Genomic DNA, 17,709 nt, shown 5'->3' with positions numbered 1-17,709 from the left:
TGGAACTCATACATACACTGAATACTATCTATTAAATCATAAAAAAGCCCGCCAGGTGGGCTTACCTGGCGGGCGTGATGATTTATTCAGCGTTTGGCGAACGTATTAGTTCCACATGGCGAGAATCGGCCAGCCAACCAACAGCAACATAGAGATGTAAATCACCCCGAAGATTGCACCAAGTCGCCAGTAATCTTTTGATTTCACATAGCCGCAGCCGTAAATAATCACCCCAGGACCGGTTGCATACGGCGTCAGACAGCCCATGATACCGATAGACAGCACCAGCAGGATACACAGTTGTTCCATTGGTACGCCCGGAATACCTTTACCGACGGCCAGAATAACCGGCAGCATGGTTGCGGTGTGCGCAGACAGGCTGGCAAACAGGTAGTGCGCAAAGTAGAACACCAGAACCAGTACAATCACCGTTGCGTTTGGTGAGAATCCTTCCAGGTGCGTACTCATGGTACCGGCGAACCAGTCAATAAAGCCAGAACGAGTCAGGCCATTAGCCATCACAACCAAAGTTGCCAGGTTGACCAGCGTGTTCCATGCGCTGTTATAGCGGGTAATGTCTTTCCACGGCACAACGTGCAGGGCCAGCATTAGCGAAACTGCCAGCAGACCTACCGCAGTAGCATTAATGACTTCACTGCCAAATACCCACAAACCTAAGCTGAGCAATACAAGGCCAATCAGCGTCCACTCTCTGCGTGTCAGCGCACCCATGGTTTTTAGTTCATCACCCGCCCAGGTTGCCACCTCTTCACTGTGTGTGATTTCCGGTTTGTACAGCACGTAGGAAAGCCACGGCGCAATGATAAGCAAGATAACCCCAACAGGCAGGAAGCAGAGGAACCACTGTAACCAGCTAATCTGGATGCCGGCAATTTTGCTGACGAATTCCAGGCCCAGCACGTTCGGTGCCGCACCGGTGACAAACATGGAAGAACTCAGACTGGTACTGATAACCATCATCCACATTAAGTAGCCGCCAATACGACGCGCGGACGGATCGTTCGGGAATGATTTAAACAGCGGCGGCAGGTTTTTAATGACCGGAAAAACCGTACCCCCGGTACGCGCGGTGTTGGACGGTGTAAACGGTGCCAGCAGAATGTCGATAATGACTATCGCATAACCTAACGTCAGCGTGCGTTTGCCCATGAATTTCACCAGGAAAAGGGCAATGCGACGACCTAACCCGGAAACTTCATACCCTAATGCAAAAATAAATGCGCCAAATACCAGCCATACCGTGGTGCTGGAAAAACCAGCCAGACCCCATTTCAGCGCCTGTTTTTGCGCATTAAACGCTGGGTCAGCTAATTCTTTGGCATCAAAGAGAAGATAATTACTGCCAATAACGCAAATAGTAACCGCAATAAAACTGATCGCTGTTGCCGGAATTGGCTCGAGGATCATGCCGACAATCATTGCCACAAACACAGCGAAGTAATGCCATGCCTGCGGTGGCATACCGTCGGGGACAGGGATAAGAAACATGACGCCCATCACCACCAGTGGGGCCAATAGTTTCCATATATTATCTTTTGCTAAAGACATACGGGTTCTCCGAAAATTAATATTTCCAAATTTATCAAGTGCTTAAATAATTAAATCTGTGCTAAAAACCAGGTAAGGATCAGCAGGTCGGCACTGCCGCCTGGACTGAGATTTCGTTCGATACACTCCCTGTCGAACTGCCGGAGATAATCGAGATCGGCGGGGGTTCGGATGCCCCCTTTTTGCAATAATGTTTGCGCCTTGCGCTGTAGCCAGCGCAGGCCCCCCTCGCCACCGCGCGATGCAACGTTGGTATCGCCGTTGATCGCCATCAGTAGGAGTAAGGTATCGAGCAATGCCAGTTCAGGATCTAACCCCTGATCCAGCAGAGTGAGGTAATGCGGCAGGGCGTGGTTGATCACCAGTGGATAACCCGCTTCGGCTTCACCGCGTGCACCGGTAAGGCCTAGCTGCTGGTACAACCGTTGACCTGCCGTCAGTTGTGAATTATTGGTACGCAGTTCGCGATCGGTCAGGCCACGGCAGAAACTTGCCGCCGTCGCACAAATGGTTATTGGCGTTACCGACTGGTTGAGTTGAAGCAAACGGCCAATTGCCGCACACAGTAGCCCTAAAGAAAAAATGCTGCCTTTATGGGTGTTTACGCCCGCAGTGGCGCGGAACATATCACCTTCGCAAGCCATACCAATTGGGCGTAATCCGTGGAGTACCGCTTCTGGTGCCATTTCAGCACTACAGGCACCAAATTCAATGAAACGGGGTAACCAGCCCTGAATCGCCAGCGCGCTGCGGTGAAAATCTTCCAGCGCCATATCTTTGTGCGCACCGCAGTTAATCCGATCCACGAGGCCTGGTTTCGGTGACAGATTGACTTCAGTCAGCATGGCGCGCCAGCCCAGCAGGGCGTACTCATCGATTAATGACGTCGCAAGCTTTGTGGTTTTAGTTGACGTTGCAGGCATCGACATCGTTCAGCAGCGCCTCCATGCGGTTGAGTAAATCGGTCAGTTGATGGGTTTTTCCACGCGCGCAAACAGCTGCGCTTTGCTCGCACAACAGGCAGCGGCGAGGCGGCAGTGAATAGTCGCGGCGGGAGAGAATTTCGCCTTCGGGTGTCAGGACATCGATATCCCATAACCGCCCGAGAGGATGACTATGTTCAAGCTCAATGGTGGCGAGCTTGAGGTCGCGAGCCGGGGCGGCAATGCTCAACATGCCCTCCGGCCCGCTGGCGGAAACCAGTGCAGCCTGCTCCTGAATTTGCCAGCCCTGTTTTGCGGCTAAGGCACGCAAGGCTGTCACGCCATGATTAAAAATTCGGCGTGTGACCTCGCTGTCTTTAATCGGCCCAGGCGCAACCACGGTAAAGGAGACCAGTGGAACAGGATGGCGCTTGAGCCAGACGTGTTGCCGTGCTTGCCTTTCATCCCGGCTGACGAGCAGCTCGGGAATTGACACCGCATGGTGGCTGGCGAGTTCAGGAAGCAGGTGCATGGCTTATTCCTTCACCTGATGCACAACATCGATCACCGAGCCATCGCGGTAACGCACAACGGCAACGACGCGGTCGGTGAATTCAATCGGCTGTGGTTCACCGGTCAGCAGACGCGCACGTTCACGCAGCCACTCAATAGAAACCACTTTGATCCCCGCTTCCTGCAGACGTTCTGCCAGTTCCGGACGTGCCGGGTTAACTGCGATACCGTGGTCTGTGACCAGAATATCGACACTGGAGCCCGGGGTGATGCAGGTCAGCACGTTATCCACCAGAGTCGGAATACGACCGCGTACCAGCGGTGCGACGATGATGGAAAGTGCAGAGGCAATCGCGGTATCGCAGTGACCACCGGAAGCGCCACGCAGTACGCCGTCAGAGCCGGTCAGCACGTTAACGTTGAACTGGGTGTCAATTTCCAGCGCGCTCAGTACCACCACGTCGAGACGATCAACCGATGCACCTTTTGAACCCCAGTTAGCGTACTGGTTGGCGCTGATTTCGATGTGATTGGGGTTACGGGCCAGCGATTGTGCAGCGTGGCTGTCAAAGCTCTGCACATCCAGCAGTTTGCGGATCAGACCTTTTTCGTGCAGATCAACCATCGTTGCGGTAATACCACCGAGGGCGAAGTCAGCGCGAATATCGCGGCTACGCATTTTGTCTTCCAGGAAACGGGTTACCGCCAGCGATGCGCCGCCGGTGCCGGTCTGCATGGAGAAACCTTCTTTGAAGTAGCCAGAGTTAACAATCACATCCGCAGCGCTACGGGCAATAAGCAGTTCGCGCGGGTTAGTGGTCATACGGGTAGCACCAGCGCCGATTTTTGCAGCATCGCCAACGCGATCAACTTTGACGATCAGATCAACCTGATCTTGCTCAATGCTTGCCGGATTATGCGGATAAGGCAGCAGTTCTTCGGTAAGCATCACGACCTGTTTTGCGTTGTCGGCATCAACCATTGCATAGCCGAGGGAGCCGCAGCAGGCTTTACCGGTGTAGCCGTTGGCATTACCGAATTCATCACAGGACGGGACGCCGAGGAAAGCCACATCGATATTCAGTTCGCCGCTCTGTACCAGATGCACACGTCCGCCGTGAGAGTGGATTTGCACCGGTTCCGCCAGCAGACCACGGGAGATTTCTTCCGCCAGTGGACCGCGCAGGCCAGAGGTATAAATGCGGGTAACCACGCCCTGGCGAATGTGTTCTACCAGCGGCGCATGGCAATCACTCAGGGAGCTGGAGGCCAGAGTCAGGTTTTTAAAGCCCATCTTCGCGATGACGTCCATCACCATATTGACGGTCAGGTCACCACCACGGAAAGCGTGATGGAAGGAAACCGTCATGCCGTCCTGTAAACCAGAGCGACGAATCGCTTCTTCCAGGTTGGCGCACAGTTTGCGATCGCGCGCTTTTTCAGCCTGGTAGGTTTGCTTTGGCGAGTTCTGGAAAGCGGCAAGATCGCATTCAGCGCGACGATTCCAGGCCGCTACCCGTTCTTGTCGTTGAGATTGTTCAATTTTCTGCGTCATTTTGATTGCCTTATTCTTCGCGGATGCCGGAAAGTTCTGCACGGGAGAGCACCAGACGGGCGCGATCGATAACCGGACCGTCCACCATCTTGCCGTTCAGGGAAACCACGCCGAGGCCTTCGCGAGCGGCGGCTTCAGCGGCTTCTACGACGCGGCGGGCGTGATCCACTTCTTTCTGGGTCGGTGCGTAGAGGTTGTGCAGCAGATCAATCTGACGCGGGTTGATCAGCGATTTGCCGTCAAAGCCCAGCTGTTTGATGTGGGCGGCTTCTTGCAGGAATCCGGCTTCGTTGTTTGCGTCAGAATAGACGGTATCGAACGCCTGAATACCCGCAGATCGCGCGGCCTGCAAAATGGAGCAGCGAGCGAACAGCAGTTCAGTTCCTTCCGGGGAGCGTTCTGTACGCAGGTTGCGCACATAGTCTTCTGCACCGAGGGCGATACCGATCAAACGCTCGGAAGCGTGAGCGATTTCCACTGCGCGGGTAATGCCCAGCGGAGATTCAATCGCCGCCAGCAAGCCGGTACTGCCGGGTTCACGACCACAGGCTTTTTCGATACGCAGGATCTCTTTTTCGATATCCAGAACATCCTGAGCGGTATCGGTTTTCGGCAGACGCACAACGTCCGCACCACCGCGAACGACGGCTTCCAGGTCGTTGACACCCCATTCGGAATCCAGCGCGTTTACACGCACAATGGTTTCAATATCGCGATACAGCGGATGTTGCAGCGCGTGGTAAACCATGCGGCGGGCGGTGTCTTTTTCACGCAATGCTACGGAGTCTTCGAGGTCAAACATCAGGGCATCAGCCGGGTAGATGAATGAGTTGCTGACCATCGCGGCATTGGCACCAGGCACAAACAACATGCTGCGGCGGGTGCGAGTTTTACGTTGTTGCAGCGAAGCGGAAATCATTGGCAATCCTCCCATGGCAGAGCCGGGATACCGCTGGCGCGTGCCAGCAGGGCTTCCAGTCGTGCACGTAAAATGCAGTCCAGTGCGCCTTTGTCATCGACATTCAGCTGTACGCCGCGCACGTTGTAGCGGGCGAGAACGTCCAGAATGGTGGTGCGAATGGCATCACCAAACTGTTTTTCAACGCTGCTGTTGATTTGCAGGTCGATATCCTGCGTATCGAGTGGGGCGATGCGTATCATCACATCCCCAGACTCAAGGGTGCCTGCAACGGCGGGCTGGTTTATTTTCATTTTTCACCTGTTTCTCATGCGGGGGGCTTTTGACGAGCTGCCGCGTCCTGGCGGGAGTGCTCAAGCAGGTTCTGCAAATAATGCAGCGTGACTGCAGGGACCAGCGGCGCGATAGCCGTGAGATCGTTTTTCGCCAGCAGTTGACGTACCCGGGAAGCGGATATCGGCATCTCCTGGTAACGCAGCCGCTCAATTTCAACCAGTTCGATGGGCGGTGCGGAGATAGTCGGCGTTTCCAGCCAGTAGCGCATATCCTGGTTGTACTGGGCGGTAACGCGACAAAAGGGTTCAGTACCGACAAAGCGGTGAGTTACACCCAGCGCGGGAGCGAGGTACTGACGGAAAATCTTCAGATCAATTTCGGTGTAACAATGGTTAATGACGCTCTGTTCTTTAATGAAGTAGCAAGGGAACGTAGCGCGGGAGATGATGTATTCGGAGCCGCGATGCACAGTCAGGCGTGGAATATCGGCGGTGCCTTTTAACACCAGATCCAGCCGGTCTTCATAGGGAAAGCGTGAAGAATCTTCTTTAACTAAAAACAGATGCAACCAGTCGCACTGTGCTGCAGCCTGTTGAATCAGATAACGGTGACCATTCGTAAAGGGATTGGCGTTCATCACAATGCAGCCAATCTTGTTCCCTGGATGACGAAATTTTTTCAGCGATTCGGCATAGCGTTTCAGTCGCGTGGCGCTGTTTTCCATCAGCACCATCACGCCGGGTACACTGGTCAGCGTGGAAAAACCGCACTGGCGGAACAGCGCCTCGTATTCGGTTTTGGTATAAATAAACAGATGCGTGCTGTGCCGCTCATAGGCGAGGTTTATCAATTCAGTGGCTAATGTCAGCGCCAGTCCTTCACCGCGAACGGATTCACTGATAGCAACGCATTTAATAATATTTCCGGCAATTCCACCGCACGCGATAAGCTTTTCATCGCGGGTTACGGTAATAAATACTTCGACTGTGGTGTCAACGCTCAAATCATTTTCATGCAGGAATTGGGCGATTTCCGCCATTTTTTTATTTTCTGAACGTTTTACACGGGTGAAAATATCATTGCCGAACATAATAAATAGTATCCTGAAGGTGCATGTTGTTATCGATTTGCAACGAATGTTGTTCGATGTTGCAAACTGATAACCTTTTATTTTCACTTGGGAGAAAGGGGGGCGATCGAGGTATATCTTTTTCTCCTTTCGCTATACATCCTAAGGAGTATTGCAGCGTGAAATTTTGATTTATTTCACATAGAGTTAGTGGTTTTTTATTTATTTAATGGTTTTAAGTTTTTTAATTAATGTAATTACGAAATGACCCGCAGGTTTAAGTGATTTAATTGATTTAATGAATAAAATTTGCCACGATTATATTTAATATCTATGTATTTTGATTCAACATTTTAATTACATCCGTCAAAGAGGCTCGGGACAACCCGCAAGGAAAACAATGTTGCAGCTTAACGAGAATAAACAGTTTGCATTTTTCCAAAGACTGGCATTTCCGCTGCGTATCTTTTTGCTGATTCTGGTGTTCTCAATATTTGTCATTGCAGCCCTGGCGCAATATTTTACGGCCAGTTTTGAGGACTATTTAACGCTTCATGTGCGCGACATGGCAATGAATCAGGCAAAAATTATTGCTTCTAATGACAGTATCATCAGCGCAGTGAAAACGCGTGACTACAAGAGGCTGGCGACCATCGCTGACAAATTACAAAGAGATACTGATTTCGATTATGTGGTGATTGGCGATCGGCACTCGATTCGTCTTTACCATCCAAATCCGGAGAAAATTGGTTATCCTATGCAGTTCACCAAACCGGGCGCGCTGGAGAAAGGGGAGAGCTACTTTATCACCGGGAAAGGGTCAATTGGCATGGCGATGCGTGCCAAAACGCCAATCTTTGATGACGATGGAAAAGTCATCGGCGTGGTGTCGATTGGCTACCTGGTGAGTAAAATCGATAGCTGGCGGGCTGAGTTTTTATTACCGATGGCTGGCGTGTTTGTCGTGCTGTTAGGGATTCTGATGTTGCTGTCGTGGTTCCTGGCCGCGCATATCCGTCGGCAAATGATGGGCATGGAGCCAAAGCAAATCGCACGCGTGGTCCGTCAGCAAGAGGCGCTGTTTAGTTCGGTTTATGAAGGGCTGATTGCGGTGGATCCGCACGGTTACATTACCGCCATCAATCGTAACGCAAGAAAGATGCTGGGGCTAAGTTCCCCCGGACGGCAATGGTTGGGTAAACCCATTGCTGAAGTGGTCAGGCCCGCCGATTTCTTTACCAAACAGATTGATGAAAAACGTCAGGATGTGGTGGCGAACTTTAACGGTCTGAGCGTTATTGCCAACCGGGAAGCTATTCGTTCTGGTGATGATTTGCTGGGGGCCATTATCAGCTTTCGTAGTAAAGACGAAATATCCACCCTCAATGCACAACTGACGCAAATTAAACAATACGTCGAGAGCCTGCGCACATTGCGACACGAGCATCTCAATTGGATGTCGACGCTCAATGGTCTGTTGCAGATGAAAGAGTATGATCGCGTGTTGGCGATGGTGCAGGGGGAGTCTCAGGCCCAGCAACAGCTTATTGATAGCCTGCGCGAGGCGTTTGCCGATCGCCAGGTGGCGGGGCTGCTTTTTGGTAAAGTGCAGCGCGCCCGCGAACTGGGGCTAAAAATGGTCATCGTCCCCGGAAGTCAGCTTTCGCAACTGCCGCCAGGACTGGACAGCACCGAGTTTGCAGCCATTGTTGGCAATTTACTTGATAACGCCTTCGAAGCCAGCCTGCGTAGCGATGAAGGAAACAAGATCGTTGAATTATTCCTCAGCGATGAAGGCGATGATGTGGTGATTGAAGTCGCCGATCAGGGCTGCGGCGTTCCAGAGTCTCTACGAGACAAAATATTTGAGCAGGGTGTCAGTACGCGTGCTGACGAGCCCGGCGAACATGGCATTGGGTTGTACTTGATTGCCAGCTACGTAACGCGCTGCGGTGGTGTTATCACTCTCGAAGATAATGATCCCTGCGGTACCTTATTTTCAATCTATATTCCGAAAGTGAAACCTAATGACAGCTCCATTAACCCTATTGATCGTTGAGGACGAAACGCCGCTGGCAGAGATGCATGCGGAATATATTCGTCACATTCCCGGATTCAGTCAGATATTACTGGCGGGAAACCTGGCGCAGGCCCGAATGATGATCGAGCGTTTTAAGCCGGGGCTAATCTTGCTCGATAACTATCTTCCTGACGGTAGAGGGATTAATTTACTGCATGAACTGGTGCAGGCGCATTATCCCGGCGACGTGGTGTTTACCACTGCAGCCAGTGATATGGAAACGGTGTCTGAAGCCGTACGTTGTGGTGTATTTGATTATCTCATTAAGCCAATTGCCTATGAACGGCTGGGGCAAACGCTAACCCGTTTCCGCCAGCGTAAACATATGCTGGAAAGTATTGATAGCGCCAGCCAGAAGCAAATCGATGAGATGTTTAATGCCTATGCTCGCGGTGAACCCAAAGACGAACTGCCGACCGGCATTGACCCCTTGACGCTAAACGCGGTGCGAAAACTGTTTAAAGAGCCTGGTGTGCAACATACGGCAGAAACGGTGGCGCAGGCACTGACTATCAGCCGCACCACTGCCAGACGTTATCTTGAATATTGCGCCAGCCGCCATCTGATTATTGCTGAAATTGTTCACGGCAAAGTTGGCAGACCGCAACGCATATACCACAGTGGGTGACATGATAAAGCCGGAGGAAGCTTGCCTCCGGCATGACTATTTACTTGCCTGTGACCGCGGCTGCCGTTCCCGGCACCATCAGCTCTGTAGCAACGATAACAATCACCAGCCCAACAAGCACCGGCACCGAGGTGCGTTTTACGACTTCAAATGGTGAGATTTTCGCCATCCCGGCAACCGCAACGACTACGCCAGAAACGGGTGACAGGGTACGACCGAGGTTTGACGCCTGCAGCATTGGGATAGTCAAATACGCCGGGTTAATGCCGGAAGAGTGCGCCAGTTTCGGGATCATCTCAACAAACGCATAAAACGGCGCATTGCCTGAACCGGTCGTGACTGCTGCCAGCATTGTCAGGATCACCAATACCAGCATCAGGATGATACTCGCCGAACCAAACGAAGTGGCGATAGAAATCAGACTTTGAATAAAGCCGATGGTGCTAAGCCCCTGAGCGAATACCCCAGCGGCAACCAGCAGCATCATCACGTTAGCAAATGCATCTGCCATCCCGCGGTAAGCCACTTCCAGGCCCGAGAACACTTTCTGGGTATTAAAGCTGCGAATGAACTCCAGAATGGAGGCAATCAGCATACAAATCACCAGAATAGTGATGATGTGTAATTGCGGCCCCCATTTGCCGTCAAAAATCAGCACTCCGATGATCGGCGTGAACGGCAAAATGGCATAAAACGCAGGAGCAGTGGTGGTGATTTCACTGACATCTAACATTTCATGAGAGATGTGCTCTTTTTTATCCAGATAACGTTGCCAGAAGAAGTGGGCGATCGCCATGCCGATAATTGCAGCAATTGAGATAGGTAGCGTCGTTTTGAAGGCGAAATCAATCAGCGACATTTCGGAAGCCTGCGCCGCCAGCACCACATCCCCTGAAGTCGGTGCGAGAATAATCGCCGCCGGGGAGGCACAAATAGCAGCAGCTGCACCACGGCTGATACCAACGTTCACCATCACCGGAAACATGGTTGCCATCAGCAAAACACCCAGACCGGTTGCGGAAGAGACGGCCAGAGACATCAGACAGGCGACAAAATAGGCGGCAATCATCAGCAGGTAAGGGGAGTTAATATACTGCAATGGTTTTGACGCCAGCTTGACCACCATATCATTCGCGCCGATATGGGTCATGTAAGCGGCAAAGCCACACAGCATCATAATCATCATGCCGAGGTCGCCGCCGCGGCTCATTAGCAATATTTTAACGTATTCAACGATATCCGTGGCGCTGTAGCCTGTTGAAGCCTGGCTGGACGGTAACACTTTGTGCCCCATAATGGCACTGATAATCAGCAATAACAGGCCACCGACAAATAACACGCCAGTGGCGGAATACCCTTTAATGATGTAGCGAGCTACACCCACAATAACCACAACCCCAATAAGGAGTTCAATGAATGTCAGCATAATTTTTCCTGTCTCCAGGCCCCAAAGTAAATAATAAAAAATTCCTAAAGCTTAAGGAAAAAATATGCCCAATAAATTGGCGGTGAATGCTGATTAAAATCAAGAAAAACTGCCATTAAGACATTGAAGTTGCTGTTTTTATACATAGATAACAAAACGCATATTTAGCGGTTGGCAATTATCACATAATAATGTGTGTAAATTGATGGTGGATTGATGCAAATTTGTTAATTGCAATGGTGTTAGCCGCGGTTGCGTGCTCAAAAAACAATCTACAATGGGCGTGGGTTGACAATATATAATATATTCTTCATTAAGATGTTTTTTGTATCTTATTAAAAAATAAGTTAATTTTTTCTTGGTTGCATTTTGTTATCAGAAACAACTTGCTTTTTCTTTTATGACTATTCCCATCGCAGAAAACGACGCATCATCTTTAATAGATGCGCGGAAATATTTATCTTGAACAAGCGGAAATAAATAGAACAGCTATTCAGATTATTCTTCATGTTGGGGCTATTAAGGTTATGTTAATTGTAGCTTTGCTATGCTAATAGTAGATTTTTGATAAATGTTTTATGGTCACAAATGAACGTGAGTAAATATGTCTCTATATTTTCCTTTGTTTTTATTCAGTTAATCAGCGTTGGTAAAGTTTTAGCTAACGCAGATGAGTGGATGACAACGTTTGGAGAAAATATTACACAAACCTGGCAACAGCCTGAACATTATGATTTATATATTCCTGCCATCACCTGGCATGCTCGTTTCGCTTACGACAAAGAAAAAACCGATCGCTATAACGAGCGACCGTGGGGGGGCGGTTTTGGTCAGTCGCGTTGGGATGAAAAAGGAAACTGGCATGGCCTGTATGCCATGGCATTTAAGGACTCGTGGAACAAATGGGAACCGATTGCCGGATACGGATGGGAAAGTACCTGGCGACCGCTGGCGGATGACAATTTTCATTTAGGACTGGGATTCACCGCTGGCGTAACGGCACGCGATAACTGGAATTACATCCCTCTCCCGGTTCTACTGCCATTGGCCTCTGTGGGTTATGGTCCAGTGACTTTTCAGATGACCTACATTCCGGGTACCTATAACAATGGCAATGTGTACTTTGCCTGGATGCGCTTTCAGTTTTGAGACAAATGAAATTTTAGTAACTTCTTTAAAATCAATGACTAAAATAATTAACATCAAAAATAACGCGACTTTTATCACTTTTTAGTAAAGTTGCACTGGACAAAGCGTACCACAATTGGTGTACTGGTAACCGACACAGCATTTGTGTCTATTTTTCATGTAAAGGTAATTTTGATGTCTAAGATTAAAGGTAACGTTAAGTGGTTTAATGAGTCCAAAGGATTCGGTTTCATTACTCCGGAAGACGGCAGCAAAGACGTGTTCGTACACTTCTCTGCAATCCAGACTAATGGTTTTAAAACTCTTGCTGAAGGTCAGCGCGTAGAGTTCGAAATCACTAACGGTGCCAAAGGCCCTTCTGCTGCAAACGTAATCGCTCTGTAAGATACGTCAGCAAGAATTCAAAACCCGCTTAATCAGCGGGTTTTTTTTGGTCTTTAGTGTGCGGTTGAGGCCGAAAACAGCCAGAAAGCCAGTGCGGTCATGGCAAAAGACCCCAGAAGGTTGACGAAAACGTTCAGTAATGCCCAGCCAAAGCGGCCCTCTTGTAACAAAAACACCACTTCTGCCGAAAATGTTGAGAAGGTTGTTAGACCGCCACAAAATCCGGTGGTGATTAATACTTTCCACACTGGATCAATGTTCGTCATCCTGCTAAACCAGGCGAATCCCATTCCTATGATGAATGCCCCAATCAGGTTTGCAGCCAGCGTCCCCATCGGAATCGCCTGATGCAGCGGGTTAAATCGCATACTTAACAGCCATCTCGCCACGCTTCCCGTACCACCGCCAATAAAAACTGCTAAAAGAAGTTGTAACACTGCAAAATCCTGCTATTTGATTTGTATGAGTGATAAGTGTAACGCCGAATAATCGCCGTTGGCGAATTTTACGACTCTGACAGGAGGAGGTGGCAATGCTGGTTGCCGCAGGACAGTTTGCTGTTACATCTGTGTGGGAAAAGAACGCTGAGATTTGTGCCTCGTTGATGGCGCAGGCGGCGGAAAACGACGTTTCGCTGTTTGTCCTGCCGGAAGCATTGTTGGCGCGTGATGATCATGATGCAGATCTATCGGTTAAATCAGCACAGCTGCTGGAAGGCGAATTTCTCGGACGTTTACGGCGAGAAAGTAAACGTAACATGATGACGACAATTCTGACGATTCATGTTCCTTCAACGCCGGGGCGCGCATGGAATATGCTGGTGGCGCTACAGGCAGGAAACATCGTCGCCCGTTACGCCAAACTGCATCTCTATGATGCATTTGCCATTCAGGAATCACGCCATGTTGATGCTGGTAATGAAATAGCTCCGTTACTGGAGGTGGAAGGGATGAAGGTCGGTCTGATGACCTGTTATGACTTACGCTTTCCAGAGCTGGCGCTGGCACAGGCATTACAGGGAGCTGAAATCCTGGTACTTCCTGCCGCCTGGGTTCGCGGGCCGCTCAAAGAGCATCACTGGTCAACGTTGCTTGCCGCTCGTGCGCTGGATACCACCTGTTATATGGTGGCGGCGGGGGAGTGCGGGAACAAAAATATCGGGCAAAGCCGGATTATAGATCCCTTTGGCGTCACCATTGCGGCAGCGTCAGAAATGCCTGCACTCATTATGGCGGAAGTGACGCCCGAACGTGTGCGTCAGGTGCGCGCGCAACTGCCCGTCTTAAACAACCGTCGCTTTGCGCCGCCGCAATTATTATGATGTTTTTTTACTCGGCGCTTGATTCACCTTGTTACAGATTGCTATTGTGTGCGCGCGTCGAATGACCGTTAATATTCTCTGGTTTTTAAGGCGCGTTCTGTTGCCGGTTATATGTCAAGAAGGTATCTATGGGTGAGATTAGTATTACCAAACTGCTGGTAGTTGCGGCGCTGGTCGTTCTGCTGTTTGGGACTAAGAAGTTACGTACGCTGGGCGGAGACCTTGGAGCGGCCATTAAAGGGTTCAAGAAGGCGATGAATGATGACGATGCTGCGGCGAAAAAAGGCGCAGACGTTGATCTTCAGGCTGAAAAGCTCTCTCATAAAGAGTGACGTGGCGAGCAGGACGCTCCCTCAATATCTTGTTCGATACAAAAAACCCGCTTCAAACAGCGGGTTTTTTATCAGACAGATGTAAGTAATTATTACAGGATTACTTAACTTCCATCCCTTTCGCCTGCAAATCGGCGTGGTAAGACGAGCGGACAAACGGACCGCATGCAGCATGGGTAAAGCCCATCGCCAGCGCTTCGGCTTTCATTTCGTCGAACTCATCCGGGCTAACGTAACGTTGAACAGGCAGGTGATGGCGGCTTGGCTGCAAATATTGCCCCAGCGTTAGCATCGTCACACCATGACGGCGCAGGTCGCGCATTACCTCAATAATTTCTTCATTGGTTTCACCCAGACCCACCATCAGACCAGACTTGGTCGGGATTTCCGGATGCGCTTCTTTAAAGCGTTCCAGCAGCTTCAGCGACCAGTTGTAATCTGCACCAGGCCGTACCTGACGGTAAATACGCGGTACGTTTTCCAGGTTATGGTTGAACACATCTGGTGGTGTGGCGGTCAGAATATCCAGAGCACGATCCATACGACCGCGGAAATCCGGCACCAGAGTTTCAATTTTGATTTGCGGGCTTTTTTCCCGAATGGCAGTAATGCAATCCGCAAAGTGCTGGGCACCGCCATCGCGCAGGTCATCACGGTCAACGGAGGTGATAACCACATAACGCAGCGCCATATCGGCAATGGTCTGCGCCAGTTTCACTGGTTCATTGGCATCCGGAGCTACCGGGCGACCGTGGGCAACGTCACAGAACGGACAACGGCGGGTACAAATAGCGCCGAGGATCATAAACGTTGCTGTGCCGTGGTTGAAGCATTCCGCCAGGTTAGGGCAGGAGGCTTCCTCGCAGACAGAATGCAGGCCATTTTTGCGCATTGCGGCTTTGATGCCCTGGATACGTGTAGAGTCCGCTGGAAGCTTGATTTTCATCCATTCCGGCTTGCGCAGCAGGGCTTCGCGCTCTGTTGCCACGTTTTTAACCGGGATAAGGGCCATCTTATCGGCATCGCGGTATTTAACACCGCGTTCCATCACAATGGGTTTACTCATAGCGTGCGTGTTCCAGTTGCGAATTACGAAGGAAAGCGTTTCAATTCAATAGATTGTTGTAATTATCAACTATTTTTGAATTAACGACTGGCAGTATATCATTGAAACGGACCTGAAAGCAGCCAAAGCGGTCGCGAAAATGTAAAATTGTTGTTGGATTGTGCCATTTTTTCGTTCTTCGCTGTGATCTGGCTGTAACAATACTTTTTCAAAATGCATTACGGATAACATCTATTACCCCGTGCAGGATGGGATCGCGCAGGCTGAATTTGTTGTAGTGGATAGAGAAATCAATTTGCTCCTCATTTAAGGACGGAAAAGGCAGCTTTTCCAGCGGCCAGCAACGGCTAAACAGATTATAAAAACGGCTGGGAATAATCGCTAACATGTCACTGTTGGCAACCAGTGCAGCGATTGTGAGAATGTTGTAGCTGGTAAAACTGATTTGTCGGTCCGGAAACATCTCTTGAACTCTCTGCCGCAAACCGCTGAAATTTTGCCCTTCCGGTAACAGGAGTACATGTGCAGCGTTTTCGATAGTCTCTCTGTCATCTTGTAAGGAGAGTAGCGAATTTCCCTCGCGGCAAATTAACACCATATTGTCGGTGAACAGAACATGATGTTGTACCGTACGATTGGTGCAGAACATGTTATCAATGATGAGATCGGTTTGAAACTGACTGAGTTGGCTTTCCGCGTCGCTGATAGGGGGGTTGCGCAGTAAAAGCTGCGGATAATGAGTTTTAATCGCGCGATAGATGACAGGAAGGACCAGGGCTCCGACCGAGGGGGTGGTCGCGATAGTTATCGTTCGTTGCTTATCATAGCTTCCTTCGATATCCAGCGCGCCGAGAATGGATTCAAGGCCCTGACTGATATACTCATGCAAATGCATTGCAAATGCAGTAGGAGTGACGCCCTGGCCTTTGCGAATAAACAATGGGTCAGGGAATATAACGCGCAGTTTCTGAATAGACTGACTGATTGCCGAGGGTGTCAGATTAAGCACTTTCGCTGCATTAACGATCCCTTTATGCACATATACAGCTTCAAAAATAGTCAGAAGATTAAGATCAATATTTCGTAAGGTTGTAAATATTTGTGGTTTACCTTCTGACGACTTTCTGCTTAAACAGGGTTCAATTTGATTATTACTATCCACGCACTTACTCCAATTTTATTCATGGAAAAATAATATTTAAAAAAATTACAATAATCTTATATCTAATTTGAATGGAACGCTTTTGCTCACCATAGTCAACTATTTCAATAAGTTAATCAATGGGGTGAGTTACGGAGCGAAGCATTGCATCGCATTTCTGCAAGTGATAAAGAAAATATACAAACGCGAAGGAGAAGTAAAGCATTAGCAGGTATTATGAGTAATGACCCAGTGTAAATTGGGCCATTGATGTATGTAATTAAGCGGTAATATATTCGAAGTCGGGATTGTTTAGTAGCACTAAAATATTTTCTAGCAAACGCGGTGCAATATTATTAGTTGTCGCTTCGGGTTTCCATTGTGATATTTTAGCCATTTCCATTCCGGCATACCCACAAGGATTAATACGTAAAAATGGCGAAAGATCCATATTGACGTTTAATGCCAGACCGTGGAATGAACAACCGTGCCGAATACGTAAGCCAAGTGAGCAAATTTTCTTTTCCCCGACATAGACACCAGGCGCGTCAGCCCGAGGATGTGCTTCTATACCCAGTTCAGCCAGGGTATTCACCACTGTTTGCTCGAGCAAGGTCACCAGTTCACGCACACCGAGTTTACGGCGTTTCAGGTTAAGCAACACATACATCACCTGTTGCCCCGGCCCGTGATAAGTCACCTGCCCACCGCGATCGCTTTGGATCACCGGAATATCGCCCGGCATTAAAATGTGCTCCGCTTTTCCTGCCTGCCCTTGGGTGAATACCGGATAGTGCTCGACCAGCCAGATTTCATCAAGGGTACTTTCATCGCGGGTATCGGTGAATTCATGCATAGCCTGGGAAATTGGCTCGTAAGGCTGAAGACCGAGCTGGCGGACAAGAATTTTATCCTGATACAAAACGGCATCTCCGTGGAGAATGAGTAAAAGTGGGGGAAAAGTATATCACAGCGAGGAGAGGGGAGTTACCCGACCAGGAGCCGGGTAACGGAGAAGCGAGTTACAGAACCATGCGGACAATATCGATTTTGCCCAGTTCTTCATACAGTGTTTCAACCTGTTCGATATGAGTCGCGTTGATAGTGATAGATACCGAGTGGTAGTTGCCTTTGCTGCTTGGTTTTACCGTTGGAGTGTAGTCACCTGGCGCATGGCGCTGTACCACTTCAACCACCTGATCAACCAGCTCAGGTAACGCCTGCCCCATAACTTTGTAAGTAAAAGGAGTAGGGAATTCAAGCAGTTCGTTAAGTTTGGTTTTCATGTCAGCTCCGGCGTAACGTAATTAAATAGCAACTCCCGCCAGAAGGCGGGAGTTTTTTACTGATGCTTAGTA

At 49.6% G+C, this 17,709-nt stretch carries 19 protein-coding genes; 6 read left to right on the top strand and 13 right to left on the bottom strand.

Features of this window, described 5'->3' with window-relative positions; genetic code table 11:
- Positions 1-105: 105 nt before the first annotated feature.
- The 7 genes from citT to citC are packed head-to-tail and all read right to left on the bottom strand — an operon-like array spanning position 106 to position 6,845.
- Entirely contained in the window at positions 106-1,569 is a 1,464-nt protein-coding gene (gene citT / locus ATB02_RS15615; RefSeq protein WP_000050323.1) for a citrate/succinate antiporter CitT, read from the bottom strand.
- 50 nt (positions 1,570-1,619) lie between these two features.
- A complete protein-coding gene (gene citG, locus ATB02_RS15610) occupies positions 1,620-2,498 on the bottom strand; it encodes a triphosphoribosyl-dephospho-CoA synthase CitG (RefSeq protein ID WP_000062467.1) in 879 nt (292 codons plus the stop codon).
- Positions 2,473-3,024 carry a citrate lyase holo-[acyl-carrier protein] synthase gene (gene citX / locus ATB02_RS15605; protein ID WP_000550422.1) on the bottom strand — a complete coding sequence of 184 codons (552 nt, stop codon included), beginning with the start codon at positions 3,022-3,024 and terminating at the stop codon, positions 2,473-2,475. The genes citG and citX overlap by 26 nt, the downstream gene beginning before the upstream one ends.
- A gap of 3 nt (positions 3,025-3,027) precedes the next feature.
- Positions 3,028-4,560, bottom strand: a complete 1,533-nt coding sequence (gene citF / locus ATB02_RS15600) for a citrate lyase subunit alpha (protein WP_000192245.1) — start codon at positions 4,558-4,560, stop codon at positions 3,028-3,030.
- A gap of 10 nt (positions 4,561-4,570) precedes the next feature.
- Positions 4,571-5,479: a citrate (pro-3S)-lyase subunit beta gene (gene citE / locus ATB02_RS15595; protein ID WP_000622357.1), complete on the bottom strand. Its 909-nt coding sequence runs from the start codon at positions 5,477-5,479 to the stop codon at positions 4,571-4,573.
- Entirely contained in the window at positions 5,476-5,772 is a 297-nt protein-coding gene (gene citD, locus ATB02_RS15590) for a citrate lyase acyl carrier protein (RefSeq protein ID WP_000700703.1), read from the bottom strand. The genes citE and citD overlap by 4 nt, the downstream gene beginning before the upstream one ends.
- Positions 5,773-5,786: 14 nt before the next feature.
- Positions 5,787-6,845 (bottom strand): [citrate (pro-3S)-lyase] ligase, encoded by a 1,059-nt coding sequence (gene citC / locus ATB02_RS15585; RefSeq protein ID WP_000467704.1) that lies wholly within the window; start codon positions 6,843-6,845, stop codon positions 5,787-5,789.
- A gap of 379 nt (positions 6,846-7,224) precedes the next feature.
- Between citC and dpiB the strand changes: the two genes are divergently transcribed.
- Both dpiB and dpiA read left to right on the top strand, forming a co-directional pair.
- Complete coding sequence (gene dpiB / locus ATB02_RS15580; protein ID WP_105271868.1) at positions 7,225-8,883, top strand: sensor histidine kinase DpiB; 1,659 nt, start codon at positions 7,225-7,227, stop codon at positions 8,881-8,883.
- Positions 8,852-9,532, top strand: a complete 681-nt coding sequence (dpiA, locus tag ATB02_RS15575; RefSeq protein WP_000126500.1) for a two-component response regulator DpiA — start codon at positions 8,852-8,854, stop codon at positions 9,530-9,532. The genes dpiB and dpiA overlap by 32 nt, the downstream gene beginning before the upstream one ends.
- A gap of 40 nt (positions 9,533-9,572) precedes the next feature.
- Here the strand turns inward: dpiA and dcuC are convergent, their stop codons facing one another.
- Complete coding sequence (dcuC, locus tag ATB02_RS15570; protein ID WP_105271867.1) at positions 9,573-10,958, bottom strand: anaerobic C4-dicarboxylate transporter DcuC; 1,386 nt, start codon at positions 10,956-10,958, stop codon at positions 9,573-9,575.
- 588 nt (positions 10,959-11,546) lie between these two features.
- Here dcuC and pagP point away from each other — a divergent pair.
- A complete protein-coding gene (gene pagP, locus ATB02_RS15560) occupies positions 11,547-12,107 on the top strand; it encodes a lipid IV(A) palmitoyltransferase PagP (RefSeq protein WP_032183607.1) in 561 nt (186 codons plus the stop codon).
- Between the two features lie 174 nt (positions 12,108-12,281).
- Positions 12,282-12,491, top strand: a complete 210-nt coding sequence (cspE, locus tag ATB02_RS15555; protein ID WP_000034825.1) for a transcription antiterminator/RNA stability regulator CspE — start codon at positions 12,282-12,284, stop codon at positions 12,489-12,491.
- Positions 12,492-12,544: 53 nt separating this feature from the next.
- On the opposite strand, the gene crcB is transcribed toward cspE, so the two are convergent.
- Complete coding sequence (crcB, locus tag ATB02_RS15550) at positions 12,545-12,928, bottom strand: fluoride efflux transporter CrcB (protein WP_032183608.1); 384 nt, start codon at positions 12,926-12,928, stop codon at positions 12,545-12,547.
- Between the two features lie 95 nt (positions 12,929-13,023).
- On the opposite strand from crcB, the gene ATB02_RS15545 reads away from it, so the two are divergent.
- Together ATB02_RS15545 and tatE are read left to right on the top strand one after the other, a co-directional pair.
- Positions 13,024-13,812 (top strand): deaminated glutathione amidase, encoded by a 789-nt coding sequence (locus ATB02_RS15545; RefSeq protein WP_001305561.1) that lies wholly within the window; start codon positions 13,024-13,026, stop codon positions 13,810-13,812.
- A gap of 128 nt (positions 13,813-13,940) precedes the next feature.
- On the top strand, positions 13,941-14,144 hold the full coding sequence (tatE, locus tag ATB02_RS15540) for a twin-arginine translocase subunit TatE (RefSeq protein WP_000503931.1): 204 nt from the start codon (positions 13,941-13,943) through the stop codon (positions 14,142-14,144).
- A 100-nt stretch (positions 14,145-14,244) separates the two neighbouring features.
- On the opposite strand, the gene lipA is transcribed toward tatE, so the two are convergent.
- From lipA to ybeD, 4 genes are all read right to left on the bottom strand, one after another.
- Complete coding sequence (gene lipA, locus ATB02_RS15535) at positions 14,245-15,210, bottom strand: lipoyl synthase (RefSeq protein WP_000042632.1); 966 nt, start codon at positions 15,208-15,210, stop codon at positions 14,245-14,247.
- Between the two features lie 208 nt (positions 15,211-15,418).
- Positions 15,419-16,372 carry a YbeF family transcriptional regulator gene (locus tag ATB02_RS15525; RefSeq protein WP_105271866.1) on the bottom strand — a complete coding sequence of 318 codons (954 nt, stop codon included), beginning with the start codon at positions 16,370-16,372 and terminating at the stop codon, positions 15,419-15,421.
- Between the two features lie 259 nt (positions 16,373-16,631).
- Complete coding sequence (gene lipB, locus ATB02_RS15515) at positions 16,632-17,273, bottom strand: lipoyl(octanoyl) transferase LipB (protein ID WP_105271865.1); 642 nt, start codon at positions 17,271-17,273, stop codon at positions 16,632-16,634.
- A 100-nt stretch (positions 17,274-17,373) separates the two neighbouring features.
- Positions 17,374-17,637, bottom strand: coding sequence for a DUF493 family protein YbeD (gene ybeD / locus ATB02_RS15510; protein WP_000850550.1), 264 nt, complete (start codon positions 17,635-17,637; stop codon positions 17,374-17,376).
- Between the last annotated feature and the right edge of the window lie 72 nt (positions 17,638-17,709).

It is taken from the genome of Escherichia sp. MOD1-EC5189 (assembly GCF_002966045.1).
In the GTDB taxonomy this organism is placed as follows: domain Bacteria; phylum Pseudomonadota; class Gammaproteobacteria; order Enterobacterales; family Enterobacteriaceae; genus Escherichia; species Escherichia coli_F.
Note: the sequence above shows the minus strand (reverse complement) of the source record. Positions and strands in the feature narration are given on the sequence as shown.

Excerpts from the sequence above, each read along its gene's own strand:
- citT (WP_000050323.1), bottom strand. The coding sequence starts at position 1,569 with ATGTCTTTAGCAAAAGATAATATATGGAAACTATTGGCCCCACTGGTG.
- citG (WP_000062467.1), bottom strand. The coding sequence starts at position 2,498 with ATGTCGATGCCTGCAACGTCAACTAAAACCACAAAGCTTGCGACGTCA.
- citX (WP_000550422.1), bottom strand. The coding sequence starts at position 3,024 with ATGCACCTGCTTCCTGAACTCGCCAGCCACCATGCGGTGTCAATTCCC.
- citF (WP_000192245.1), bottom strand. The coding sequence starts at position 4,560 with ATGACGCAGAAAATTGAACAATCTCAACGACAAGAACGGGTAGCGGCC.
- citE (WP_000622357.1), bottom strand. The coding sequence starts at position 5,479 with ATGATTTCCGCTTCGCTGCAACAACGTAAAACTCGCACCCGCCGCAGC.
- citD (WP_000700703.1), bottom strand. The coding sequence starts at position 5,772 with ATGAAAATAAACCAGCCCGCCGTTGCAGGCACCCTTGAGTCTGGGGAT.
- citC (WP_000467704.1), bottom strand. The coding sequence starts at position 6,845 with ATGTTCGGCAATGATATTTTCACCCGTGTAAAACGTTCAGAAAATAAA.
- dpiB (WP_105271868.1), top strand. The coding sequence starts at position 7,225 with ATGTTGCAGCTTAACGAGAATAAACAGTTTGCATTTTTCCAAAGACTG.
- dpiA (WP_000126500.1), top strand. The coding sequence starts at position 8,852 with ATGACAGCTCCATTAACCCTATTGATCGTTGAGGACGAAACGCCGCTG.
- dcuC (WP_105271867.1), bottom strand. The coding sequence starts at position 10,958 with ATGCTGACATTCATTGAACTCCTTATTGGGGTTGTGGTTATTGTGGGT.
- pagP (WP_032183607.1), top strand. The coding sequence starts at position 11,547 with ATGAACGTGAGTAAATATGTCTCTATATTTTCCTTTGTTTTTATTCAG.
- cspE (WP_000034825.1), top strand. The coding sequence starts at position 12,282 with ATGTCTAAGATTAAAGGTAACGTTAAGTGGTTTAATGAGTCCAAAGGA.
- ATB02_RS15545 (WP_001305561.1), top strand. The coding sequence starts at position 13,024 with ATGCTGGTTGCCGCAGGACAGTTTGCTGTTACATCTGTGTGGGAAAAG.
- tatE (WP_000503931.1), top strand. The coding sequence starts at position 13,941 with ATGGGTGAGATTAGTATTACCAAACTGCTGGTAGTTGCGGCGCTGGTC.
- lipA (WP_000042632.1), bottom strand. The coding sequence starts at position 15,210 with ATGAGTAAACCCATTGTGATGGAACGCGGTGTTAAATACCGCGATGCC.
- ybeD (WP_000850550.1), bottom strand. The coding sequence starts at position 17,637 with ATGAAAACCAAACTTAACGAACTGCTTGAATTCCCTACTCCTTTTACT.